This window comes from Aliiglaciecola sp. SL4 (assembly GCF_041538045.1).
Taxonomy (GTDB): Bacteria; Pseudomonadota; Gammaproteobacteria; order Enterobacterales; family Alteromonadaceae; genus Aliiglaciecola.
Map to the genome: position 1 here is coordinate 275,765 of NZ_JBGOSE010000006.1, position 23,237 is coordinate 299,001.

The 23,237-nt window shown below is 39.7% G+C and carries 20 protein-coding genes and 1 pseudogene; 14 read left to right on the top strand and 7 right to left on the bottom strand.

From position 1 onward, the window contains the following. The first annotated feature begins 6 nt into the window (after positions 1–6). The 6 genes from nqrM to AB6T38_RS11485 all read left to right on the top strand — a co-directional run bounded on the left by nqrM (position 7) and on the right by AB6T38_RS11485 (position 3,992). Positions 7–240, top strand: coding sequence for a (Na+)-NQR maturation NqrM (gene nqrM / locus AB6T38_RS11460; RefSeq protein ID WP_348491381.1), 234 nt, complete (start codon positions 7–9; stop codon positions 238–240). A gap of 207 nt (positions 241–447) precedes the next feature. Continuing rightward, positions 448–858 carry a hypothetical protein gene (locus AB6T38_RS11465; RefSeq protein ID WP_372547443.1) on the top strand — a complete coding sequence of 137 codons (411 nt, stop codon included), beginning with the start codon at positions 448–450 and terminating at the stop codon, positions 856–858. Between the two features lie 51 nt (positions 859–909). After that, on the top strand, positions 910–1,344 hold the full coding sequence (locus AB6T38_RS11470) for a hypothetical protein (protein ID WP_372547444.1): 435 nt from the start codon (positions 910–912) through the stop codon (positions 1,342–1,344). A 58-nt stretch (positions 1,345–1,402) separates the two neighbouring features. After that, positions 1,403–2,470: a DNA polymerase IV gene (gene dinB, locus AB6T38_RS11475; protein ID WP_372547445.1), complete on the top strand. Its 1,068-nt coding sequence runs from the start codon at positions 1,403–1,405 to the stop codon at positions 2,468–2,470. Positions 2,471–2,583: 113 nt separating this feature from the next. Beyond that, on the top strand, positions 2,584–3,783 hold the full coding sequence (locus tag AB6T38_RS11480) for an MFS transporter (protein ID WP_372547446.1): 1,200 nt from the start codon (positions 2,584–2,586) through the stop codon (positions 3,781–3,783). Positions 3,784–3,785: 2 nt separating this feature from the next. Next, positions 3,786–3,992 (top strand): DUF1653 domain-containing protein, encoded by a 207-nt coding sequence (locus AB6T38_RS11485; RefSeq protein ID WP_303499177.1) that lies wholly within the window; start codon positions 3,786–3,788, stop codon positions 3,990–3,992. A gap of 105 nt (positions 3,993–4,097) precedes the next feature. Here AB6T38_RS11485 and AB6T38_RS11490 read toward each other — a convergent pair whose 3' ends face one another. Further along, positions 4,098–7,055, bottom strand: a complete 2,958-nt coding sequence (locus AB6T38_RS11490) for a TonB-dependent receptor domain-containing protein (protein WP_372547447.1) — start codon at positions 7,053–7,055, stop codon at positions 4,098–4,100. Between the two features lie 456 nt (positions 7,056–7,511). Here AB6T38_RS11490 and AB6T38_RS11495 point away from each other — a divergent pair, with 456 nt between their 5' ends. Both AB6T38_RS11495 and AB6T38_RS11500 read left to right on the top strand, forming a co-directional pair. After that, on the top strand, positions 7,512–8,594 hold the full coding sequence (locus AB6T38_RS11495; protein WP_372547448.1) for a sensor histidine kinase: 1,083 nt from the start codon (positions 7,512–7,514) through the stop codon (positions 8,592–8,594). Next, the gene (locus tag AB6T38_RS11500; protein WP_372547449.1) at positions 8,587–9,342 is read left to right on the top strand and encodes a LytR/AlgR family response regulator transcription factor; all 756 of its coding nucleotides are present in this window, start codon (positions 8,587–8,589) and stop codon (positions 9,340–9,342) included. The genes AB6T38_RS11495 and AB6T38_RS11500 overlap by 8 nt, the downstream gene beginning before the upstream one ends. Positions 9,343–9,369: 27 nt before the next feature. On the opposite strand, the gene AB6T38_RS11505 is transcribed toward AB6T38_RS11500, so the two are convergent. Continuing rightward, positions 9,370–11,100 carry a Na+/H+ antiporter NhaC family protein gene (locus tag AB6T38_RS11505; RefSeq protein ID WP_372547450.1) on the bottom strand — a complete coding sequence of 577 codons (1,731 nt, stop codon included), beginning with the start codon at positions 11,098–11,100 and terminating at the stop codon, positions 9,370–9,372. 165 nt (positions 11,101–11,265) lie between these two features. On the opposite strand from AB6T38_RS11505, the gene AB6T38_RS11510 reads away from it, so the two are divergent. Together AB6T38_RS11510 and AB6T38_RS11515 are read left to right on the top strand one after the other, a co-directional pair. Then, the gene (locus AB6T38_RS11510) at positions 11,266–12,123 is read left to right on the top strand and encodes an MBL fold metallo-hydrolase (RefSeq protein WP_372547451.1); all 858 of its coding nucleotides are present in this window, start codon (positions 11,266–11,268) and stop codon (positions 12,121–12,123) included. Then, entirely contained in the window at positions 12,099–12,584 is a 486-nt protein-coding gene (locus AB6T38_RS11515) for a GNAT family N-acetyltransferase (RefSeq protein ID WP_216048940.1), read from the top strand. Before AB6T38_RS11510 ends, AB6T38_RS11515 begins: the two co-directional genes overlap by 25 nt. Before the next feature lie 545 nt (positions 12,585–13,129). Here AB6T38_RS11515 and AB6T38_RS11520 read toward each other — a convergent pair. Both AB6T38_RS11520 and AB6T38_RS11525 read right to left on the bottom strand, forming a co-directional pair. Then, a complete protein-coding gene (locus tag AB6T38_RS11520; RefSeq protein WP_372547452.1) occupies positions 13,130–14,782 on the bottom strand; it encodes an amidohydrolase in 1,653 nt (550 codons plus the stop codon). 14 nt (positions 14,783–14,796) lie between these two features. Continuing rightward, on the bottom strand, positions 14,797–15,780 hold the full coding sequence (locus AB6T38_RS11525; protein WP_372547453.1) for a serine/threonine dehydratase: 984 nt from the start codon (positions 15,778–15,780) through the stop codon (positions 14,797–14,799). Positions 15,781–15,966: 186 nt separating this feature from the next. Between AB6T38_RS11525 and AB6T38_RS11530 the strand changes: the two genes are divergently transcribed. From AB6T38_RS11530 to AB6T38_RS11540, 3 genes are all read left to right on the top strand, one after another. Then, complete coding sequence (locus AB6T38_RS11530; protein WP_372547454.1) at positions 15,967–16,338, top strand: PH domain-containing protein; 372 nt, start codon at positions 15,967–15,969, stop codon at positions 16,336–16,338. An 82-nt stretch (positions 16,339–16,420) separates the two neighbouring features. Continuing rightward, on the top strand, positions 16,421–17,182 hold the full coding sequence (locus tag AB6T38_RS11535; RefSeq protein ID WP_372547455.1) for a tRNA1(Val) (adenine(37)-N6)-methyltransferase: 762 nt from the start codon (positions 16,421–16,423) through the stop codon (positions 17,180–17,182). A 112-nt stretch (positions 17,183–17,294) separates the two neighbouring features. Continuing rightward, on the top strand, positions 17,295–17,672 hold the full coding sequence (locus AB6T38_RS11540; RefSeq protein WP_348491396.1) for a hypothetical protein: 378 nt from the start codon (positions 17,295–17,297) through the stop codon (positions 17,670–17,672). Between the two features lie 285 nt (positions 17,673–17,957). On the opposite strand, the pseudogene AB6T38_RS11545 reads toward AB6T38_RS11540, so the two are convergent. Both AB6T38_RS11545 and AB6T38_RS11550 read right to left on the bottom strand, forming a co-directional pair. After that, positions 17,958–18,095: pseudogene (locus AB6T38_RS11545) on the bottom strand (IS256 family transposase); the annotation flags it as partial. Between the two features lie 102 nt (positions 18,096–18,197). Next, on the bottom strand, positions 18,198–18,380 hold the full coding sequence (locus tag AB6T38_RS11550; RefSeq protein ID WP_372547456.1) for a hypothetical protein: 183 nt from the start codon (positions 18,378–18,380) through the stop codon (positions 18,198–18,200). Between the two features lie 125 nt (positions 18,381–18,505). Here AB6T38_RS11550 and AB6T38_RS11555 point away from each other — a divergent pair, with 125 nt between their 5' ends. Further along, complete coding sequence (locus tag AB6T38_RS11555; protein WP_372547457.1) at positions 18,506–22,483, top strand: ATP-binding protein; 3,978 nt, start codon at positions 18,506–18,508, stop codon at positions 22,481–22,483. Positions 22,484–22,536: 53 nt separating this feature from the next. Here AB6T38_RS11555 and AB6T38_RS11560 read toward each other — a convergent pair whose 3' ends face one another. Then, complete coding sequence (locus AB6T38_RS11560; RefSeq protein WP_372547458.1) at positions 22,537–22,989, bottom strand: RNA recognition motif domain-containing protein; 453 nt, start codon at positions 22,987–22,989, stop codon at positions 22,537–22,539. Between the last annotated feature and the right edge of the window lie 248 nt (positions 22,990–23,237).

Below are 23,237 nucleotides of genomic sequence, written 5' to 3' on the forward strand. Positions count from 1 at the left end.
TATATTGTGAGTACGTTTATTTTAGCCTTTGTGTTTTTTCTAGTTGTGGTGTTAGCCATGGCAGTTGGGTACATATTTCAACAAAAAACTATTTCCGGAAGTTGTGGTGGCTTAGGTGCCATAGGGATTTCTAAAGCCTGCGACTGCCCTGAACCATGTGACCGCAAAAAAGCGCGTTTAGAAAAAGAGGAAATCCGCCAGAAAAAATTAGCTGAGTGGAAACAAAATCAAATTCTTTAATCTTTGCTAACGAAATAGATGACAAGGTTGTGAGACTCAATACAACCTTGTTACTTTCAATAGTTAACCTATCTCATTATTCTTGATATTCCTTTTCTTATTTCGGTTATTTATTTTCTAACTTGCTTAGCAATGAAATTGTTAAAATCTGCTGCAAACTGAATTACCTTTACTACACTTAATAAAAAGGTGAGCAGGGATAGAAGAATGCCAAATGAAACACCAATAGAACGCCGCCGACGCATAGCTGCCCATACCGGAGTTACAAGTTTACGTACCGATTTTTTGCATATCTGCAAAAAACATCCAGATAGAATCGGAATTATTACCGAAGGCGATTCTTGGTTCGCTTATCCTAAGAAGTGGATTGCATTCGGAGGCGATATAAACGTTATTCATCATATTGAAAATGTGGTTTCGCGAACCGACAAAGTCAATCTACTCAGACTCGCAAGCAACGGTGATGAGGCGGTTGATATGATGTCAGGTCAACAAAAGGCTGACTTAGCCTCCGTAATGGAACAGACAGCAAAATACGTTAAGTTGGTCCTTTTTTCTGGCGGCGGGAATGATATTGTAGGCAAACGTGATATGCCCATGCTCCTTAACGAATACTAAGAGGGCTTTAGCGCTCAAGATTGCATTCATGCAGGGCGTTTCAGTCGTAAAGTGGATGCTATTATCTTGGCCTTTGACCAATTAATAGATCTACGTGATGAATATAATCCACAAGCAACTATCATCACCCATACCTACGATATCGCCAAACCTAGTGAAGATGGCGCTGAATTCTTTTGGGGTTTGATTAAAACTAAACCTTGGATATATCCCTATTTACTCGAAAAAAATATCCCTTTGGAGCTACATCTGCCAATCGTCGAAATTTTATTGGGGACGTTAAAAACCCGACTTCAGGCATTAGCTAGTCAACCAGAACACTTAAATAAACTTATTGTGGTGGATACCCAAGGTATTTTGCGCCCAGGTAATAAGAGTGATTGGCTTAATGAAATCCACCCTACGGAATCGGGTTTTAAGAAAATTGCCAAGCCTATCTATGCACAAATGAAGTCCTTGCTGCCGGAGCTACCAACGTTCAAATAACTTGACCTGAATTTGTTGTTACTGTATAAAAAAACAGGTTTTAGTTTAGGTCGTTAATATGCGCAAAATTATTCATATAGATATGGATTGCTTTTATGCTGCTGTGGAGATGCGTGACAACCCCGCGCTGAAAAATGTTCCTATTGCCATAGGTGGGCGATCCGATAAGCGTGGTGTTATTTCAACTTGTAACTATCCTGCTCGTAAATTTGGTATACGCTCAGCGATGGCCACTGCGCATGCCTTAAAACTTTGTCCTAATCTCGTTATGGTGCCAGGTCGTATGGAACTCTATGGACAGATCTCAAAACAAATACGCGCTATTTTCGAGCGATACACCGACAAAATAGAGCCCCTTTCATTGGACGAAGCCTATTTAGATGTGTCTGATTCCACGCTATTCTCTGGCAGTGCTACTTTAATAGCAGAGGATATACGTAACGCAATAGTGAACGAAACGGGGTTAACAGCCTCTGCTGGCGTAGCACCTTTAAAATTTGTGGCAAAAATTGCCAGTGATGAAAATAAGCCAAATGGCATATGTGTGATCACGCCAAACAAATTAGATGATTTTGTTAAAAAGCTCCCCCTTGGGAAAATTCCTGGGGTTGGCAAAGTAACAGTGCAGAAGCTGCATAATTTAGGGCTATTTACCTGTAACGATGTTCGTACCTTCCCTATAGAGCAGTTGATTAAAAGTTTCGGAAAGTTCGGCCCTGTAATTTGGAAGCGTAGCAATGGAATAGACGATCGAGATTTAAGCCTATCTAGAGAGCGGAAGTCTGTTGGGGTAGAGCGCACCCTACATGAAGATATTCAGACTAAAGAACAATGTTTGCAAGTTTTGGAAACCCTCTATCCGAAACTGCAAGAGCGATTAAAATCTGCTCGAAGCGATAACAAGATCCAAACCCAAGGTGTGAAGCTAAAATTCAGTGACTTCCAACAAACCACAGTTGAACACAGATGTGGGGAATTAGATAAAGACTATTTTGTTGAGTTGCTTGATGAGGCATTCAATCGCAAAACTGAACGTGGTATTCGCTTAGTTGGATTGCACGTTGGCTTGCCTACAAAAAGCAAATTTCAGCAAATGGATTTACCTTTCGAGACTGCACTGACCTAAGTGTTGCTCAACAAATCGTGATTTCAGGATGTTTCCTCGGTATTATTCACGCTACGCTGTTCCTAAGAGTGCTATTTTTAGTACGTTATTCACTTTAATAGGTAATGACCAGTTTGTTTACGCTCCCTCGAAATGTATGGATATTAACTTTAATACTTGCCTTAGCGATGAGTGCGGGAGCGATGATGGTAATGGTAGGAGGCCTTGTTGGAGCGAATTTAGCCCCCTCTGTAGGTCTTTCCACGTTGCCGGTAGCAATGATGATCATAGGTACCGCTTTTGGCGTCATACCCGTTACTCGTTGCATGGGAAAGCTAGGTCGAAAACCTGTTTTTTTAGCCGTTGCTGGATTGGCTTGTTGTGCCTCATTGCTTGCTGCATTGAGTATATATATTGCACATTTTATATTATTTTTAGTGGCTACTTTTTTGTTAGGGATAGCAATTTCTGGGTTTCAGCAAATCCGCTTCGCCGCTATGGAGTCAGTGACCTTTGAACGTGCCCCTAAAGCTGCATCCACTGTACTACTTGGCGGCTTAGCCGCAGCCATCATAGGTCCGGAACTCGCCACTATTGGTAATCAATTATTGGCAACCCCATTTGTTGGTTCATTCGTTTTAATGGCCGTACTTTGTTTGATTTGTATAGGGTTATTCGGCTTATTTAAAGAGACCCATACCCCGCTGCAACATACAGGAAAGCAAAAAGTTGTTATTCGTGATGTCTTGTCTAAGCCTTCTTTCATTATTGCGGTTTCTGCGTCAGTGATAGGTTATGCACTCATGAGCTTTATCATGACAGCAACACCTGTGCATATGCATATCAATACTTTGTATAGCTTAGAGCAAGCTAAGTGGGTAATTCAAAGTCATGTTCTGGCGATGTACATTCCTTCAATATTCAGTGGTCTGTTGATTGCAAAACTCGGCGTTTATCGGGTGATAGTGGCGGGTCTTATTATCTACTTGTTAACCATTGCGGTTGGTTCAATTGACAGTCAACTGATCAATTACTGGGTCGCTCTCATTTTATTGGGTATAGGCTGGAATTTTTTATTCTTAGGTGGAACTGTGCTTCTGCCGCAAACACATACTATTGAGCAGAAGTTCCAAGTTCAGAGTATTAATGAATTCGCTGTTTTTAGTGCTCAAGGCATGGCTGCGTTGGGAGCCGGTGCACTACTCTTTGCTTTAGGTTGGAAGGGGTTAATGCTAACTAGTTTTATGATTATTTGTTGCCATCTAATTTTGCTTTCTTGGCAGGCTTGTCGGATTAGATCAGCAACAGTATTGGAATTGAATGGAGAAGGGTAAGTATGCTAAAAGCAGGTAAGTATCGTCATTACAAAGGCAATGATTACGAAGTGATTGGGGTTGCTAAGCACTCCGAGGATGAAACCGAATTAGTGGTTTACCGTCCACTTTATGGTGAAAGAAATTTATGGGTAAGGCCATTGGATATGTTCATTGAAGAGGTTGATGTTGAAGGCAAACTTATTCCGCGGTTTCGATTTATCGATTAAAAGCAAAGCTGTACCGCCTTGAGGCTTAAAACAGACAATCAAAACGGAGCTATTTAAGCTCCGTTTTGAGTTTGCTAAAGTTACTTTTTAGTTTAAATCAAAGTACTAAAACTTAAATTTAAGACCTGCTTTATAGATTCTACCCAAAACTTCATAGTTGCTTGGAAAGGTATTGCCCGAATTTGAACTGGTGTCACCAATATCATTGCCTAAAACCGGTGATTCCTTGTCAAACATATTATCTATACCCAAAGTAAAGGTGGCGTATTTGGTAAAACTATAACTGGCAAATATGTCGAAGTAATCGTAAGAATCAATTTTTCTGAAGGCTTCAAATCGCAAGTCACGCTCACCTGGCTCTACATCTACAGAATTGATATGTCTCCATAATAAAGAAACAGTAAAGTCATCATATGACCAAGTCGTACGCTGAATCCAACGTATATCAGATAGCGGATCACAACTGGTGCCGTAATATCCTTTGCAGTCTAGAACTGGTACTGTGTCTGAGCTTTGTGATTCCTGGGTTAAGTATTTATTGATGTTACCTGAGATGGCAATGTTGCCCATCTCCTCTAAATCAAAGTTCATGTTAAAGCCAACTTCAATCCCCTCAGCACGAAGATACTTCAGGTTGGTGGTAAATTGATTGACACCCGCCGCAGAACCGGTTAAGTCTCCTCCAACACGATTGATTTTGGCACATTCACCAGCGTCACCATTGATATAACATGAATCAAGTATTTCCTGCGCGGAAAAATTACCAATGATCCCAGAAATATCGATGTCGTAATAATCTACCGAAAGGGTAAAATCGTTAGCCCAAGTAAAATCTGGTGTCCACACAAAACCTGCCGTGAAAGTATCTGCTTCTTCTGGTCCTGGAGGATTGCTTGGTGAGCTCCCATTAAAGGTATTGATTTGACCAGAAATGATGTCGGGTATCACGCCTACTTGCGCTTCAGTCATACCAGTTGATACACATAAAGCTGTTAGTGCCGCGTCAATATTTCCTGCATTGGCTATCGAGCAGGGATCAATAACGGCATTATCTAAACCAGATGTGACAGGGGAAGCCAGTTCACCTACGTTTGGCGCTCTATTGGCTTTTTGTTGCATCACTCGCAATAACAGTGGCCCTACTGGACGCCAATTGAACCCTATTTTCCATGATTCTGCAGTTCCGATAGTATCAAAATCTGAAGTCCTAAAACCGAATTCTAGATCCATGGTTTCAGCAAACGCAGCACCATCGAACACGGGTAGAATCCCTTCAAAATAAAATTCATCAACTTTAAAACCACCTTTAATTGGAAGCAAGTTACCTCCAGCTCCACCTTGACAGCTAGCTGGGGTTTCTTTTAAACATTCATCCGGCTCCAAAATACCAGTCTCCGTCCTGTTTTCAAAACCAAAACTCATGGCTAGTGGAGCCCCAGCAGTGGGTAACTCAATGAAGTCTACTGGGCCGGTAAGTACTAGGGATATAATTTCTTGTTCGTATTTTTGTTGCTGTAAAGCAATCGCTCTAGCGTAGGCCGAAGCCGCATCTGTAATAGTGCCAAAGCCGCCAAATAAATTAATAGGAACACAAGTTCCACCCACTGCACAGCTGACACCATCACGGGTATCCAATGCATTTTGGATGTTACCAAGATTGGTATAGCCGTCACGCACTGTTGTGCGGTTTGACTCACCATACTGGTAAGAAAAATCATAATCCCAGTCGGCTACTAACTCGCCGCGAATACCGGCATTAATTTGCCAAAGCTCAGCGTCATAGCGTTCCGAGCGCGGACCTAGTTCTAACGTACGTCTGCGTAATCGAACCGTTAACGAGTCTTCGGTATCCACAATTCCGTTGTTGTTAGCGTCAGTCCAACTACCACCATTTAATAAGGTTCCATCACCTACAGCGGCATTCGCGCCATCAAGAATAAAGTCTAAAGCCTGTGTGCCAATGAGAGGGTTGTATAGCGGTAAATTGAAACTGCTACCAAATGTACCGGAAGGCGCGACTTGCTGAACCACTGTGGTATTAGTGAAGTTAAACGATGAGTAGAATTCCATGTGATCGTTTATTTCATAGTTGGCAAGGGCCGTTGCGCCATAACGTTGAGCTGGCGTTTGATAATAATTAAATGGGTTAAAGTTGAATAAACTACAGTTTGAACCAAGGGTACCGTCCTCTCTAAACTGTCCACTTACACCGGTTCCTATTAATTCAAATCGAGTGGGGATTGCAGTAGTTGAACCGCTACCAGATAAATCCACAACGTTTGGACCGCCACAACCAGCCGGCGGCGGTGTGGCTACATCTCCGTTTAGAAACTCTTGATAACCGGAACCTGTGTTGGAATTAATACCGAATAATCCTAAGGAACGATCGCCGAGCAGTACTGAGTCCCGTTCCATCCAGCTAATTGATAAAACCGCATTCCCTCGGCTGTCGTCAAAGTTAGCGCCAATGGTAAGAGACATATTGTCTTGGTCGCCATCACTTTCGCTACTTTGCGAGTGATTCATATCCAGAGCAACACCTTGAAAGTTGTTCTTCAGTACAACGTTCACTGCACCAGAAATGGCGTCAGAACCATAAACGGCAGAAGCTCCCCCGGTGACTACATCGATTCTGTCAATTAGTGCCGTAGGAATGTTGGCGGTATCTACTTGGCCATTAAAATTAAATGGCACCATGCGTTTTCCATTTAGCAGTACTAAATTACGTTGCGCCCCTAAACCACGTAAATCTATGGTTGCAGCACCTGCGGTGCCATTATTTACGTTGCCACCATCGGCGGGAATAGTAGAGGGTAATGAGCGAATTATTTTTTCAAACTCGGGGGTTTGTAAATAACCAATCTCTTCCTCTCCCAACGAAAAAATAGGACTGGATGATTCAACTCCGGGTGACAAAATACGACTACCTGTTATTGAAATCTTTTCTACATCGGTCGTGTCTGTAGCTTCTTGAGCGGCAACAAATGATGTACTAATTGCTGCCATCGAGCTAGCACAAAGTGCCAACTTAATTGATCTGGCTAGTTTTGAGGTGATATACATTTTTAGCTCCCCAATGGGTCTCAATGGTTAATTGGACTCACATTTTTTGTATAGTGAGTTTGTGACAAAAACCACTTGTCTAGAGATAAGCTATGCGCTATCTCGGAGTTGCTCTAGGTGGTTTCCGTCAAGCGTTGTAAGTGTGTGACCAAAGGAGTGTTTTGCGTGTTGAAGCGGGGGAACTTTCGATGAACGGCGGCTGTGCAGGTTTAATTGTCGCCCAATAAATTACTCGGAAATTAATTAAGTTATTGAAATTTAGCGATTAAATTATATTTATACGATTTTTGTTGTGCTTTAGGCTGGTTACTTCTAAAGTTTTAATTGAGATGGCTTTGGGGCGAGTGGGGACAGGTTGTGATGAATAGTTAACCCACTTTAATGCAATTTTATGTGTGGATTATTTATGAAAACATCGATATGTTAAAAAAAAGCCAACGATAAAGAATAATTGAAATGGCCCATTCAAAACTTATTTTTAATCGCTATTTCTGGTTTGCCAACACCTTCTTTTGGTTGGCTGTTCACGCCCTTTACACACACGTTAAATTTTTAGCGTTTGAGCAAAATGACAAAAATCCAAATTGGACTGAACTTTGGATCGCGATAAGTCCTTGGTTTATTATTTGGATAGGCGTGACCGCCATTATCTTTAAGCTAGTGCAATACACAAGTCACTCATCTCATTCAACCACTGTTAAAGTTTTTTTCCACTTAAGTTGGATGGTGTTTATTCTATTTATCTATTGGGGTACGGCGCATCTACTCATCATCGCCGTAACAGATCGAACAATGGATGAGTTTTCGTATTACTTTCTGCGCACCATAACTCAGAATGCACAATTGGATATTTCTATGTATTTAGGAGTGCTTGGGGCAGCGATGGCATTGCGTTTTTATCATAATGCAGTGCAAGAAAGTCTTGAATTGAAGCGTTTGCATCATGAACTCACCCAAGAACAGTTACGGACTTTACGGTCTCAGCTGAACCCCCACTTTCTGTTTAATGCATTGAATACTATTGCCAGCTTAGTGCGCTTAAAGCGTGATAAAGATGCTGTAACTGCTCTTTCTGAATTAAGTATTATGTTACGAAAAATACTCGAAACGAAAAATAATGATGATATTAAGATTAAAGATGAAATTGCTTTTATCAATAGTTATCTAGCTATCCAAAAAATGCGTTTTGCAGACAAGCTGGATACCCACATTCACGTGCAACCAGAATGTCTCGACCTGACAATTCCCAATATGCTTTTGCATCCGTTGGTTGAAAATGCGGTACAACACGGGTCGCAATTAGAGTCGAGTCGAAATCTATTAAATTTAGATATTAGTAGGAATGAATACGAACTTAGAGTGGTACTAACCAACAAGGTCGCTAGGAATGATAGTCACAATGGTTTTGGAATCGGCCTGAGCAATACTCGTGAGAGATTAGCTCGACTTTATGGGCAGTTTCGATTGGAGTTACACCCCCTTGAAAACGACTTATTTGAAACTTCTTTAGCTATACCAATAGGAGCGCAAGATGCTTAATGTGCTTATTGCTGATGATGAATATCTGGCTCGGGAAACGATCAAAGTATTGTTATCAAATGAAACGGATATTGGTACTGTTTACGAAGCTGAAGACGGCAATCAGGCACTTTTATTGATTAACGAATATAAACCGAATGTAGTCTTTTTGGATATTGAAATGCCGAAACTATTTGGTATTCAAGTGGCCAAACATGTACCACCTGAAAGCGTGATTATTTTTGTAACTGCTTATAATGAGCATGCCGTTGAGGCTTTTGAACTTAATGCCATAGATTATATCTTGAAGCCTTATGACGATGAGCGCTTCTTTAAGGCTTTGCAGCGAGCGAGGAAAAAGATCAAAGGTGAACAACAAGATGACTATTCTAAGTTAAGTGAAGTTATTCAGCAGATTATGGATGATCAGCAAACGGTTTATAGAGAAAGGTTAGTGATAAGGGATCCTGGTCGAATTCGTTTGATCGATGTGGCGCAAATTAACTTTATCTCTGGTGCAGGAAATTATGCGGAAATTCACCTAAATGATGGTAAACACGTATTGCATCGAGAAACTCTTTCTACCTTGGAAGAGCAACTCAATCCCCAAGATTTTGTGCGGATTCATCGTTCTTCCATTGTTCGTCGCAGTGCCATTAGTGAATTGCGTCCAAATGACAAAGGTGACTACTCAGTAATCTTAAAAAGTGGCGAGGTTCTAACTTTATCTCGTGGAAATAGAGTTAAGCTTGATGAGTTAACCAATTAAAAATGACGACTCGCCTTTAATCTGCCCTTAACTCATAAATAATGCACACAAGGTCCATAACACCGCTGCAATAGAGGCTGCTATAGTAGCTGGCACTAGCTGGGTTTTTACATGATCCATTAAGTCACAGCCGGTAGTCATCGAGCTAAGAATAGTGGTATCCGATATGGGCGAACATTGGTCGCCATAGACACTGCCATTTAACACTGCAGCAAAACAAATCATCATAAATACTTCAGGGTTGGCTAACATTTCATTTTGAGAAATATCCCAAACCAAAGGCATGGCTAAGGGGAATGCAATGGCAAATGTTCCCCAACTGGTGCCGGTGGAAAAGGCGATGATCATAGTGAGCAATTGTAAAACTACCGGCAGAATCCAGAACGGCATCTGTTCACCAAGTAGGTCGACTAAATAAATCCCACCACCAAGTTGTTTACTGATGGTGCCTATGGTTATTGCTAACATTAAAATTACCGATGCGACGACAACACCTTTCCAGCCGATGCCAAGACCATTAAGCATTTCACGAATTTGCATGCCTTTACCGATGGCGAACAGCACTGCAATTAACAAAGCGCCCCCGAAGGCCCAGTGAATTTGCGGGGTGCCGGTTACGATGAAGGTCACCACCGCAATCCCAATAAGACTAACAAGGGGAAAAACAAACTCGATCCAATGAGGGTTATACCCTTCAGGCACGCTCGTCTCTTGCAGTTCTTTTGCGCTAATAGGGGCCGCGTCTGGAGCATCTAACTGGCCGGTCAGTCTGGCCCTAGAAATGGCTTTGCGAATTGGTGCGCCGGAAAAAACGGTGAATTCTAAGCTAAGAAGGAGAGTACCAATTACTGCAAAAATGCCGTAAAAACTAAATGGAATACTGGAAAAAAAGAAAGCTATTCGGTCGGCTTCAGTGGCTAAGAATGCCACCCCTGGAACAAATATAAATGCCTGAATATATGCAGGCCAAGCGTTAAATGCGATCACTGCTGCAATAGGCGAAGCGGTGGAGTCAACCACATAACTCAGTTCTTCATGGCTCACATTCGCTTTGTCAGCCATGGGCTTGACAGTGGTACCAACTAATACAGTACTCATGGTGCCACCTTGGAAAAACAACACGCCTAACATCCAAGTTACTAGCTTTGCTGAACGAGGACCGGTGACAAAGCGTTCACTCATCATTTCCGCAAACGCTTGTGCCGCGCCTGTTTTAGACCAAATTCCCATCAGCCCGCCCAGCAACCACAAATACAATATTAAAATTGAGGCTGCGTCAGTGGTGGCCATATTAGGTATTAAAACTTCTTGGCTGATATCAAACTTGCCTAACATAAAAGCGCCCACAACGATCCCGCTAAACAAGGCAAGCAGAGGTTCTCGGCTGATTAAGCATAGGGCGATCGCGATGAATGCTGGTAACAGCGACCATACTTTAAAGTGATAATCTGCGCGAAGTAAAATAGGGTTTTGACCGACGTCTGAGATGACAACCCACTGTTCTTTAATTTCTGGTTCTGAGGTCAGTAAATTTAGTTTATGCTGGGCCAGTGGCGATAGTTCGTAAGGAGTAACGTCGCTAATAATTTGTTCATTACCTTGCTTTACGTATGCCCATTCACCTTGTTCTGTTAAGTAGGTTTGGTATTGTATCCTTGATTCGACCCAAGTTGCTGAAACATATAAATTGACATACAAAGCGCCTATTAAACCTAAAATAATACATAAAAAGGTCAACTTATTTTGCAATTTATTCATTCTAGCGCCACTCTAAGTAATTATGTCTTTAGCAAATTGAGAAAGTAATAGTCTAGCATCCAAGGAGGCTAAACTTCTAAGCTAATTAGGCACTATTGTCGTTAAATGCTAACGATTAGTTGAGCTCTTAATATTCATAACTGATTAAACACATAGGATAGGAAAATGCGTAAACAAGTTGTTTTATTGATGTTTCTGTTAACTGGATTTTTAACTACGTCTGGCTATGCTCAAAATAATCCTGATGACGTTACTATGAAGTCTGAAAATTTGGGGGATTCAGTCTATATGCTAACGGGGATGGGCGGAAATATTGGGGTATCAGCCGGTGAAGATGGGCTTCTGATTATTGATGACCAATATGAACCTATGGCAGAAAAAATCTCTGCTGCTTTAGATTCAACTCTGAAAGACAAGTTAAGGTACGTGATTAATACCCACTATCACGGTGATCATACTGGCTCAAATGCGTATATGAAAGAAGTCAAAGATGCCACTATTTTCGCCCACGATAATGTCCGTGTTCGACTGCTAAACAAAGAGGAGCATAAACACTCGGAATTGCCTGTCGTCACTTATTCTCAAGGTGTTACCTTTCACTTTAATGGTGACACACTAAAAGTAATGCATTTATCCAACGCTCATACTGATGGAGACAGTGTCGTTATGTTTGAAAAGGCCAATGTTTTGCATACTGGTGATTTATTTTTCAATGGGCTTTTTCCCTATATCGATATAGACAGTGGGGGCTCAGTAAAAGGTTACATTGCCGGGGTAGAAAAACTGATTAGTATGATTGATGATGATACTAAAATTATTCCAGGTCATGGACCTTTAGGCGACAAGGCGCAATTACAGGCATTTGTTGAAATGATTAAACAAACATCTTCGCAAGTTAAACAGTTGAAGATAAATGGATTACCAGTTGAAGATATTATAGACGCGGGATTAGATGATAAATGGAAAGAATGGAGCTGGGCTTTTATCAATGAAGAAAAATGGATAAGAACACTTTACCGTTAATTTTAGTCGAGGCCTCCGAACAGGATATAGCTAGCCTTTGTGGGTGGTTTGTCAGTTTTGATGAAATTCGTGATTGGGGGGGACCTAACATCTCCTTCCCCATTAGCTCCCGCAGTCTAATTGTAGAAACTAAATTAGCGCAGGGAAGGAGTTATAAGCTAATAGATACCAAAAACAACATGCTCGCTTTTGGGCAGTGTTATGAACGACTTGGAAGGTGTCACTTAGCCCGTTTGGTTGTCAATCCTCAGAACAGAGGCTGTGGTGTTGGTAAGCAACTCGTTAAGCAACTACTGACTCAAGCCCCCGAATACCTAGTAACTAAGGGCTTTTCGTTATTTGTATGGCCTCATAATAAAGTCGCTAAGAAGCTGTATCAATCTTTGGGTTTCCGGCGAGTAAATTATCCGGAATCTATAACACCTGAGATGGCAAAGTGTGACTATTTAATTAAAGACTAAATAACAGATTGAAATAATCAGCACTAATCAGGTTAAAACAACGCAAGTTTGGGGGTTGAAGACAAAATCAATCAACGCCGCCATGCAAAACATTCGTTTTCAAATCTAAAGTAACTATTTAATTTTACCCTCGCAGTCAACTCTGAGTATAAAATTTCCCATAGCAATCAAGCGCATGTACAAATAATGAACAATTATATGAGGGCGAAAAAGTGAAAATATATGCGTATAAAATAGACACTCGTTTGAACGGTACGCCCTAATAAAGTGCTAATGCACCAAACTGGTATGATGTGCGTCAAAAGACACTAATGTGAAAATATTAAGCTGTTGATTTTTATAGATAAAAAAGTTGGCACTGAAGCTGCTAAGTAAGCTTTGATTACGCATCTACGATAGAAAAGTTATGTGTGTAACCATTGATAATAAAAATAATAAACAATGTTGAAATACTTCAAACGCTAGCTAAGTTGTTTGAGGCAGGAAGGCAATACTACCCGCACAAATTTTCGTGTCCTGTGGTTTGTGCGGGTTTTTTCCTTCTATTATTCTTTACTATTCTCATATACGCGTTTACCAGCAACCCAAGTTTCCACTACGTTAGTTTTCCAAAGTTCTTTCTTATCAATTTCGAAGATATCCTGATCTATCAAAATGAAGTCAGCCCATTTACCTTTAGTTAATCCACCTAACACTTTTTCTTGATGAGCGGCATAGGCTGCATCTATGGTAAAGCCTTTAAAAGCTTGTTGGAGACTTAAAGCTTGACTAGGAATCCAACCTTCGACAGGTTGGTTGTTTCTATCCTGACGGGTGACAGCTGCGTGAATGCCATAAAATGGGTTAGCTAATTCAACTGGAAAATCTGAACCTAGGGGCAATGGTGAGCCCTGATCAATGAAGCGTTTCCAAGCGTATGCACCACGTAAACGATCTTTTCCTAAACGGTCTTCAGCCATGTTCATATCGCTGGTGGCATGGGTAGGTTGCATGGAGGGAATGATGTCTAGTTGTTTAAAGCGAGGGATATCATTCAAGCTGATAACTTGAGCATGTTCCACTCTATTGCGCAGATCTTTGCCGCCAACGGTTTTAAATGAGGCTTCATATTGATTTAAGGCTAAGTGGTTCGCGAGATCACCAATGGCGTGCACATTGAGTTGAAATTTGTGTTTAAGTACCAAATCAAAAAGGGGTTTAAATTGTTCTTCCTGCATGACCATCAGCCCCTTATTGTCAGCTGCATCTGAATAGTCTTCGAACAAAGCTGCTCCGCGGCTGCCTAGGGCGCCATCGGCCATGGCTTTAACACTTCTAATAGATAAAAAATCGTTGGGATCATTAAAATAACCCGCCTCGAGTACTTCCTGTAAACTGGGATCTTCAAACCAGAACATTGCATAAATACGCACGGCTAAACTTTCTGCTAAGGCTTTTTGTTTTAAAAAATCATATTCTGATTTACTGATTCCAGCATCATGCATACTGGTTATACCCACTGAAAGTAAGTGCTGTGAAGCGGCTTCTAGGCTAGCTTCATAGCTGTCGTTACTTTCTTCTGGTAGATGTTCCCATAGCAGATCCATCGCCGTATCTATTAATACACCTGATGGATTTCCTTGTTCATCTCGAATTATCTTGCCACCTGGCGGATCTAACGTGTCTTTGTCTATGCCCGCGATTTGCATTGCTTTACTGTTAACCCAAACGGCATGACCATCTACTCGACTTAAAATAACAGGGGTTTCATTCACATATTCGTCAAGCAGTTGTGCTTTGGGAAATTGTTTATCTGGCCACAATACTTGATTCCATCCGCCGCCCATTATCCACTCTAAATGTGAGTTTGCTGCTGCATATTCGCCTACCTTAGAGGCAGAAAGTTGAGCCGTTTTAACATCTCGAATGTTTACTTTTAGCAGTGAATCCCCAAGGTACATCAAGTGTCCGTGGGCATCGATTAAACCGGGGATAAGGGCTTTCTGCTGACCATCAATTAATACACTGTTAGGGTAATGATTGACTATGGTTTGGTCGCCGATTGACAAGACTTTGCCATTTTCAAATGCAAGGTGAGAAAACTGTATCGTGGCTCCGTTATTATCAAGGGTATACCCTTTAACATTGCCTATTATAGTTGGTTTAGCATGTGTTATTACACTAAACAAGCAGAGAGCTAATACAAATAGATTTTTCATAAATCCTCTTATTTTTATAAGCTAGGTAGTTCACCTAGGTGATCGGTTGACCAAATTTGTTGCATTTTTGACTGGTCAATATTGCCGCCAGATAAAAGCACTAACACTGTTTGATCTTTAGGTTGATGTTTTAACCAGTCAACAACAGCTTGCATTGACATGGCACTCGTCGGCTCCACATGCAACTTCAGTAAATGTTGTAACCATTGGGTCCAGTATGCGATACGAGACTCGGATACTTCCACTATACCATCCAGGGTTTTTAACACCTCAAAAGTATGTTCGCCTACCGATGGTGTAGCTGCTCCATCCGCCAAGGTTTGTGGAGGTTGGCTGAGGGAAATAATTTTGTTTTGTCGCAATGATTCAGCTGCATCATTTGCCGCAAGAGGTTCTGCTCCAAATACTTTTGCTGCAGGGCAAAGCACTTTGGCTGCAATCATAGTTCCTGATAATAAACCGCCACCACCGCAGGGGGCAAATATCCCATTCACATCACCGGTTTGTTCTAAAGCATCCACCAATAGCGTGCCTTGACCAGCGATAATATCGGGGTGATTAAAGGGGGGGATCCATAAGGTTCCCGGTTCTAAGGAAGCCTGTTTAACCGCTTCATCAGCTTCAACACGAGTTGCAAATAGAGCCAATTGAGCACCATAAAATTGAGTGGCTTGGGCTTTTACGGCGGATACATTTTCGGTACTAAATATTTTTGCAGGAATACCATATAGACTAGCCGCGTAGGCTACTGCTTGGGCATGATTGCCTGAACTATTAGCCACGACCCGTTCAGGTAACGCATTTTGTTCCGCGAGTTTAGCTAACGTGTTAATCGCCCCTCTGACTTTAAATGCGCCGGTGCGTTGTAAACATTCCGCTTTAAACAAAATTCGATGGCCTAGCCATTGATTAAGTAATGAAGACTCAATAATTGGGGTTTGATGGATCAATTTAGCAATCCGTTTGCGGGCTTGAACAATGTCAGAATAAGCTGTCATTAATATTCCTTTTGTGTGTTTTTCACGGTGTTTCACACGCATATTATGTATAGTAAGGGGCTTACTCTACTTAACGTTTTTATCCTTTACTAGTGAAGCATAAACTCGACACTATGGGTATAGGTGTATTGTGTTTTACAACCAATCCCCTATGCTTGACACAGCTATTTGAATCAGGAGACAAAAATGGGATTGTTAGACAAAATAATGGGCAATGCATCAGAAATAGATGTGTCTGATGTGAGTGACGAGTTAGCCCCTATTATCGGTGAAAATGAAACTGTAGAACGCGTTTTTAAAGAAATACGTGATATGTATGTGTTTACTAGTAAGCGTTTGATATTAATTGATAAACAAGGATTGACCGGAAGAAAGGTTGATTATCACTCGATTCCTTATCGGGCTATCACTCAATTCAAGTTGGAAACCGCTGGTCATTTTGACTTAGATGCCGAGTTTAAAATTTGGATTTCTGGAATGGATGAGCCCATCAAAAAAGAACTCAATAAAAACGTGGTGGTGGGCATTCAACGTACCCTTGCCGATTATATGTTTTAATGGCTATTTACAATCTAGGTGGAAATAATTTCCACCTAACCCGCTTTAAAATAACGGCCTATATTTAAGTGATTGGTTCAACGTGATTGCAAAACAAACCACGCCTGCAAAAACCAAGTTTAATGGATTTCGATTTAAGCAATTCGATATTGAACATGAAAATTGCGCCATGAAAGTGGGAACCGATGGCATATTGCTAGGCAGTTGGGTGCCTAGGGGCAGTTATTCATCTATTTTAGATGTTGGTACTGGCAGTGGTTTAATTGCAATTATGCTAGCACAGCGCAGTCATGAAACCACCCAAATAGTGGGTATCGATATTGATGAAAGTGCAGTGCAACAGGCACAGCAAAATGGCCAAAAGAGTCCCTGGGCGGATAAACTGACTTTTCAGCATACAGCTTTGCAACAGCTACCGCCGTTGCCTCAATATGACCTAATTGTTAGCAATCCCCCTTATTTCAAAGGTAAAACCGGAGATTTGAAGGTCACTGATGCTAACTTTATCTCTGAATCCAGAAGAAAGGCGAGGCATGATAAAAGCTTAAGCCTTGAGGACTTACTTAAATCAGTATCTTGTTTACTAACAAAGCAAGGACAGTTTTGCTGCATACTTCCTACCGATAACAACGGCATAATCTCCCTCGCAGCTCAACACGGACTTTATTGCCAAATGCAGACTATGGTGAAATCGAGTCCTTCTAAGCCAGCCATTCGTCAATTACTTAAGTTTGGTTTTCAGCAAACTGAAGCAAGACTGGAATATATTACTATCTATACTCAGCAGGGTAGCTATTCCGATGATTATGTGGCGCTATGCCGTGATTACTATCTTAATTTTTAAATACCCAGCACTGATTTAGACTGCACCTCTGCAGGTTTTTTATACAAACAATTCTCTCTTAGCGGTTTTGTTGCTATATTTAATTTAAGTGGTTTAGATAAAGTGGTGATGTATGCGAGATATTGACCTACCGGATTCGATCTCTAATTTAGCAGATAAGCTACAGATCGTAGAGATAGTGTGGCAGGGTATCCCCTTTCAAATTCCCAAGTTTGCGGTTTATAGTATTTTGGACAACCCCGTGTTCGACCGCTTTATATATCGCAATGGACGAAGAGTCGCACTGATTAAGCTCGGACGCTACGAAGTGCCCGTTATTGACCCATTTCGAGGTAATATTGATAAGCCTCCGGCCCATGTTGTAATCATTACCCATAGCAAGGAAGATAGATTTGGTTTGTACGGTTATCCTGCAGATCATGTGGCGGATGATCTTAGCGTTCCTCGGAATCATCGTACAGTAAGGCACATTGTAAAAGACTTTGTATAAGCCCTTTAAGAATGCAAGTAAACTGATTTTTATTGGCTAGTGGATTGTTACTTTTTAAATCAACTGAATGCTAACCCCTAACCCCGGCAAACCTAGACTCAAAATAGCAGGTGTTGGCGTCTCCGCTTCATCCGCATTACGAACAATGAACACTTCATAATCAAGGTCCTTACCATTTTTAATTGTAGATTTTGGTATTGATAGCAGTGTTGGCGAGATATCTATACCGCACCATCAGTTAGAGGCTTTAACGTTTTAACGGGGGTTCATACCCTGCGCATATAATTATAGTATTTTCTCGTCCATAGAGGTAAATCTAGATTGGTGTTTCTTAACCAACTTCGGCTCAAAAAAGCCATCTCTGTCGCCCAGTGTGTGTAGTTCAAACTCACTATTTTCGGTTTTGATACACTTGCTAGCCCTACAGTTACGGTAATCTGCCTATCCTTAACTCTTACTAGAGTGTGTTGTGATAAGCAGTTACACAAAATTAGTTACAGTCTTAGTTTAAACTGAGTGAATTACTCATTTATCAACTAAAGGTAAACCACTTCTTTTAGGCTTTCGTTTGACTGGAGTTGGCTTATCTGGCTTCTCTCCCATAAAGCATAAAGTAACTTCACTGTTTCCTCCATAAACTCTCTCCAAAAGATTAGTTTCAGCTATCTCAGTAAGATTTTTTTCGTTTTCGCTCTTTATTTTCTTCATTTACTTTCTCCATTTTGCAAAAAAATAAGTACTTAACTTGATTTCTGTCATTTCAAATATAGTCTTTTATATGGGGTTAAAAAAGTAACCAATGAGTCATTTACTTGTATTTGTGGGACAAAAGTTTGAAATTAATTAAAAATGTATTGATAGTTTTCTTGATTTTTTCAATATCGAATAGTGTTTACTCTTATGATTCATTTTATGAGTTAAAAGGTAACTCTCTCGGTTTGGTTTATTCTGTTTTGCAGGGCAAAAAAGCGATTTGGCTTGGAAGTGAGAATGGGCTGTATAAAATAACAGGATCGCATGTAGAAAGTATTGCTACAACCGAGAAGCCTTTTAATGGTTTTGATATTGAAGGGTTGGCAGAGGATAATAATGGCAAAGTATGGATTGCCTTGTTTGGAAATGGGATTGTAATTTACGATCAAAGTCTAGAAAAGTACCGCCAAATAACTACAGAAACAGGTTTGCAATCTGATCATTGTTTAGATGTGAAGATATATAAAAATCTAGCTTATGCGAATTGCGAAAAGTCGATCTCTATAATAAATACTTCTACTCTAGAAGTAACTAATATCTCCTCTACAAAACAAATAAAACTTAGTTATATAGAAGATATTCAACTTTCAAGATCTGGAGAGTTATATTTTCTAGATAGTGAAAATAATTTATTTAGTATTGAAAATTATAGTCTCAAAAAAATTAAACTAGTTGATCGACAGAATAAACACTTAAAGATTGATTGCTTTCATGTAGATGCAAAAGGAAGTCTTTGGTTTTCGATTAGTAATGTATTATTTAAAAATCAAAATTCTATAAATACAGAAATTTTGAAAGCTGATACTAAAATAAAAAAGATTTTTACATACGGCGAAGACAGCTTAATCTATGTTTCTGACTCATTTTATCTCATTAATACAGTAAAAAATGAACAAGTAATACCTTCACGTATTTTCAAAACTGACGAAATGAAAGTTGAAGATGTTTATGATGTTGATATTACTCTTTCGGGAGGAGTTGTTTTTACAGGGCCACTAATAGGTGTTGGTATTTTTAACGACTTCGCAAGAGCACTTGACAACTTGCTCCCTAAGGACTTTAAACATGTTAATTTACAAGCAAGTGCAGAAGTTTCGCCGAATCAAATTGTTCTTGCGTTCAACCAGAATATTTATGTTTTCGAAAGAGCAGAAAGCAAAATTAAAAAAATAGTATCTCGTCTCGGTGTGGTAACTGCATTAACCTACGATGATAAACACTCTAGAATACTTATTGGAGTGGAAGATAAAGGGTTATTTGAATTTAAATTTGATTCTTATGAGTATGATAATTCAGGTGAAGCTGCAGTAGTTAACTTATATGAATCAGATGGGATAATAGTTGATATTACAGTTAACTCATATGGCGAAGTTCATTTTGGAGTTATAGAGAATAGTAATCCAGGTATCTATAAACTGAAAATTAAAGGAAAGAGTTCACTTATCTTTTCAAAAGATGATGTTGATAATATTTATCAAAAGTCGGACGGAAAATTAATAGCCGTCGCTAGGGATAGCGGAGTCTTTGATATTTTGTCACCTGATAAAATTAGTAAGGTCAATAAGAAAAAATACATAAATAACTGCCTTTTGGAAGACAACAAAGGAGTCATTTGGCTTTGCACTGACGGAGCTGGACTCGCGTACGTAGACGAGGTATCTGGAGAGTTAATTTATATTGATACTGTTTATACCGCACATTCTAGGCATATTAGGGAATTGGTACAGGATTCGGAAGGTTACTTTTGGGTGATGACTAATCAGGGGCTTGTTAGGTATGATCATGTCAATAAGACCTCCATTGAACTTGGTAGAGAAGACGGTATTATAGATGTAGACTTTGAAATTACGGCGTCTATAAACTTAGCTGGTGATGAGATTTTGATTGCCGGAGACAGGGAAAACTATGTTGTTAATACTAAATTAGCAAATAAATTCCTCAATAAGCGCCTTAGAAAAGTTAGCCAGACGGTTTTTGTCGATCTTATGGTACTTATCAGAGATGAACAAGGCTTGGTTTCCAAGAAACGAGATTTGATTGAGTCAATAGCAAACGATTTGCCCTTAGACATATCCTACGATGAATTCCTTTTCGAGCTGACCTTTGCTGCAAACAACTTAGTCGACCGAAATATATTGAAGTTTCAATATAGGTTAGTAGGTTTAAATAATAGTTGGGTTGATGCGACTTCAGAAACAGCCAAGGCAACCTACTCAACATTGCCAAGTGGAGACTATTTATTTGAAGTTCGAGTAGTAGATCCGAAAAGCGCAAGTATTCAACCTGTTAACTCTTTACAAATTAGAGTTCATCCTCCCTATTGGCAAACTTGGCAAGCATATTCTTTCTATCTTTTAGCATGCATTCTTGTAGTTATTTGTTTCATTAAGTATAGAACGTTTCAGCTCGAATCACTCAATGAACGCTTAGAGTCATCAGTATTGCTTCAAACAAAGGAGTTGGCTACAAGTAAAAGAAGATTGAGAGATGCGTTGCATCATAAAGAATTATTGTATGCAAACGCTTCTCATGAGTTTAGAACACCACTTTCACTAATTGGCGGGCCTATCGAGCAACTTGCTAAGTATGTGAAGGATGAAAAATCCCAAAAGATTTTAGACATACTAAGGCTTAATGTCTTCCGTTTAACCAATCTTGTTGATCAAGTACTGGAGTTGTCAAAAATAGATTCAAGTAAATTAGATGATAAAGTCCACTACGATTTGCATAACTCAATCAAAATTATAGCCGAATCGTTTCGACCTATATCGTCAAACAATAAACAACAACTCATTGTTGAAAATACTTGTTCTGGAACAGGGACATATATTGCAGACTCTCTAGAGAAAATTCTTTCGAACTTATTGATGAATGCATTTAAATATAACAAAAAAGGTGGAAATGTAGAGATTTGTGCAACAACTAACAATAATATTCTTCAAGTAGAAATCTCTGATCAAGGTTTCGGTATTGCGGACGAAAATATTGATTTAATCTTCCAGCGATTTACTCGTTTGGAAAATGTTTCAGATTCAAATGGTTCAGGTCTAGGTTTGGCTGTAGTTAAGGAGTTAGTTACAGCAAATGGGGGAAGTATTGAAGTCGAAAGCAAAATTGATGAAGGAACCAAGTTTATAGTTAAACTGCCAATTAATAGCCACATTCCTAAACCTGAAGTGAAGTTGTTTGTATCAGCTCCAATTGAGGGCGAGCAAACAGAACTTGAAGTGCTTAGCACTAATGAACTTGAATTAACATCAAACGAAGTCGGCGATAAAAGACTGTCGATTTTGTTAGTTGAAGACCAACCTGACATGAGAAATTATTTAGCCCTTATTTTTGGCGACGAATACCAATGTTATTCTGCTGAAAATGGGAAAGAAGGGTTTGAAAAAGCGTTAGATATTATACCCGACATTATCGTTACTGATCTGATGATGCCTGTAACGGATGGTTTCGAACTATGCAAAAGTATAAGAGTGAACGAATTAACCTCACATATTCCTATTATCATGTTAACAGCTAAAGGTGATGATAAAACGCGTCTGGATAGTTGGGGTTACCATATAGATGATTATATTAAGAAACCATTTAATAACTCCGAGTTATTGGCAAGGGTAAAAAACCTAATAACAATAAGACGTAAGATTTCCCAAAAATACAATTTTAATTCAGTGGAAAATAAAGATATCTTTGAGTTGAATAGTGATTGTATGTCTTCAGAGAGAGACACTCGATTTTACGATAAATTTATTTGCTGGTTAGAAGATAATTACAAAGATAATACTTGTAATAGAGGGCGAGCTGTTATTGATTTGGCTATCAGCGAGAGACAGCTTACTCGAAAACTTACAGCCTTCACCAATTCTAGTTTTACTGAGCTACTCAGAAGGTATCGTCTCCTGAAAGCGAAAAGTGATTTATTGAATGGAAAGCAGATAACCGAAACTGCTTTCAATGTGGGCTTTTCGTCATCGGCTTATTTTAGTAACAAGTTCAAAAAAGAGTTTGGACTGTCTCCTAAAGCCTTTGTCAAAAAAATGAAGGTGAACCAATAAACAAAAATGGCGCTTCATAGCGCCATTTTTACTAAGTATAAATGAGGGGTTAATTACCCTTCGGTTTTATCTTTTGCTAAACGTACTTTCAAGGTGCGCTCTTGAAAGTCGGTATCGTTTAGTTTCTTAATCATTTTGTCAGCACTTTTACTCGCAACTTCAACAAAACCGTAACCTTTGCGTTTACCTGTGCGGCGGTCTTTCATTAATCGAACTGAAGCAACAGTTCCAAATTCAGAAAAATACTCTGCAACAGCATCTTCATTTACTTTATAAGGAAGGTTACCAACATACAGAGTTGTGGTTGAGGAGATATCATCACTTGAACTTTGAACCGATTTAGATTCAGAAATTAGCTTTGAAACTTGTGGGATGGCAATTGCTCCAATAACTAAGCCGAAAATGAAGGCCAATTGAACAGAAGCAAAATCGTCAGGAAGTGCGAAGTAAGCAATAATAGAAATTACTATAGCGATTAGTGTGTTTATTAAAGAGAAAGATTTCATGTGGTCATTACCTAATATGATTATTGTTATAGGATTTCTTTTAAAAAGGAAAAGAAAGCAGTGCCATGTTACGCATAAATAAACAGATAACCAAATTTGTTTACTACAAGGTTGTTTATAGTTTGCTCAACCAGTATAAACTTTGTGCTTTTTTTAGGGTTAAACCGCTTTTTTTAAGATTATTGTAATTAATTTGAAATAAACCCTTGATCTTCCGATTATGCTCTGTAGAATGCGCGCCTCGCTTC

What these genes read in the sequence shown, in the direction of transcription:
- AB6T38_RS11465 (WP_372547443.1), top strand. Translation starts at nt 448, where the DNA reads ATGCCAAATGAAACACCAATAGAACGCCGCCGACGCATAGCTGCCCAT.
- dinB (WP_372547445.1), top strand. Translation starts at nt 1,403, where the DNA reads ATGCGCAAAATTATTCATATAGATATGGATTGCTTTTATGCTGCTGTG.
- AB6T38_RS11485 (WP_303499177.1), top strand. Translation starts at nt 3,786, where the DNA reads ATGCTAAAAGCAGGTAAGTATCGTCATTACAAAGGCAATGATTACGAA.
- AB6T38_RS11490 (WP_372547447.1), bottom strand. Translation starts at nt 7,055, where the DNA reads ATGTATATCACCTCAAAACTAGCCAGATCAATTAAGTTGGCACTTTGT.
- AB6T38_RS11495 (WP_372547448.1), top strand. Translation starts at nt 7,512, where the DNA reads ATGGCCCATTCAAAACTTATTTTTAATCGCTATTTCTGGTTTGCCAAC.
- AB6T38_RS11500 (WP_372547449.1), top strand. Translation starts at nt 8,587, where the DNA reads ATGCTTAATGTGCTTATTGCTGATGATGAATATCTGGCTCGGGAAACG.
- AB6T38_RS11505 (WP_372547450.1), bottom strand. Translation starts at nt 11,100, where the DNA reads ATGAATAAATTGCAAAATAAGTTGACCTTTTTATGTATTATTTTAGGT.
- AB6T38_RS11510 (WP_372547451.1), top strand. Translation starts at nt 11,266, where the DNA reads ATGCGTAAACAAGTTGTTTTATTGATGTTTCTGTTAACTGGATTTTTA.
- AB6T38_RS11515 (WP_216048940.1), top strand. Translation starts at nt 12,099, where the DNA reads ATGGATAAGAACACTTTACCGTTAATTTTAGTCGAGGCCTCCGAACAG.
- AB6T38_RS11520 (WP_372547452.1), bottom strand. Translation starts at nt 14,782, where the DNA reads ATGAAAAATCTATTTGTATTAGCTCTCTGCTTGTTTAGTGTAATAACA.
- AB6T38_RS11525 (WP_372547453.1), bottom strand. Translation starts at nt 15,780, where the DNA reads ATGACAGCTTATTCTGACATTGTTCAAGCCCGCAAACGGATTGCTAAA.
- AB6T38_RS11530 (WP_372547454.1), top strand. Translation starts at nt 15,967, where the DNA reads ATGGGATTGTTAGACAAAATAATGGGCAATGCATCAGAAATAGATGTG.
- AB6T38_RS11540 (WP_348491396.1), top strand. Translation starts at nt 17,295, where the DNA reads ATGCGAGATATTGACCTACCGGATTCGATCTCTAATTTAGCAGATAAG.
- AB6T38_RS11550 (WP_372547456.1), bottom strand. Translation starts at nt 18,380, where the DNA reads ATGAAGAAAATAAAGAGCGAAAACGAAAAAAATCTTACTGAGATAGCT.
- AB6T38_RS11560 (WP_372547458.1), bottom strand. Translation starts at nt 22,989, where the DNA reads ATGAAATCTTTCTCTTTAATAAACACACTAATCGCTATAGTAATTTCT.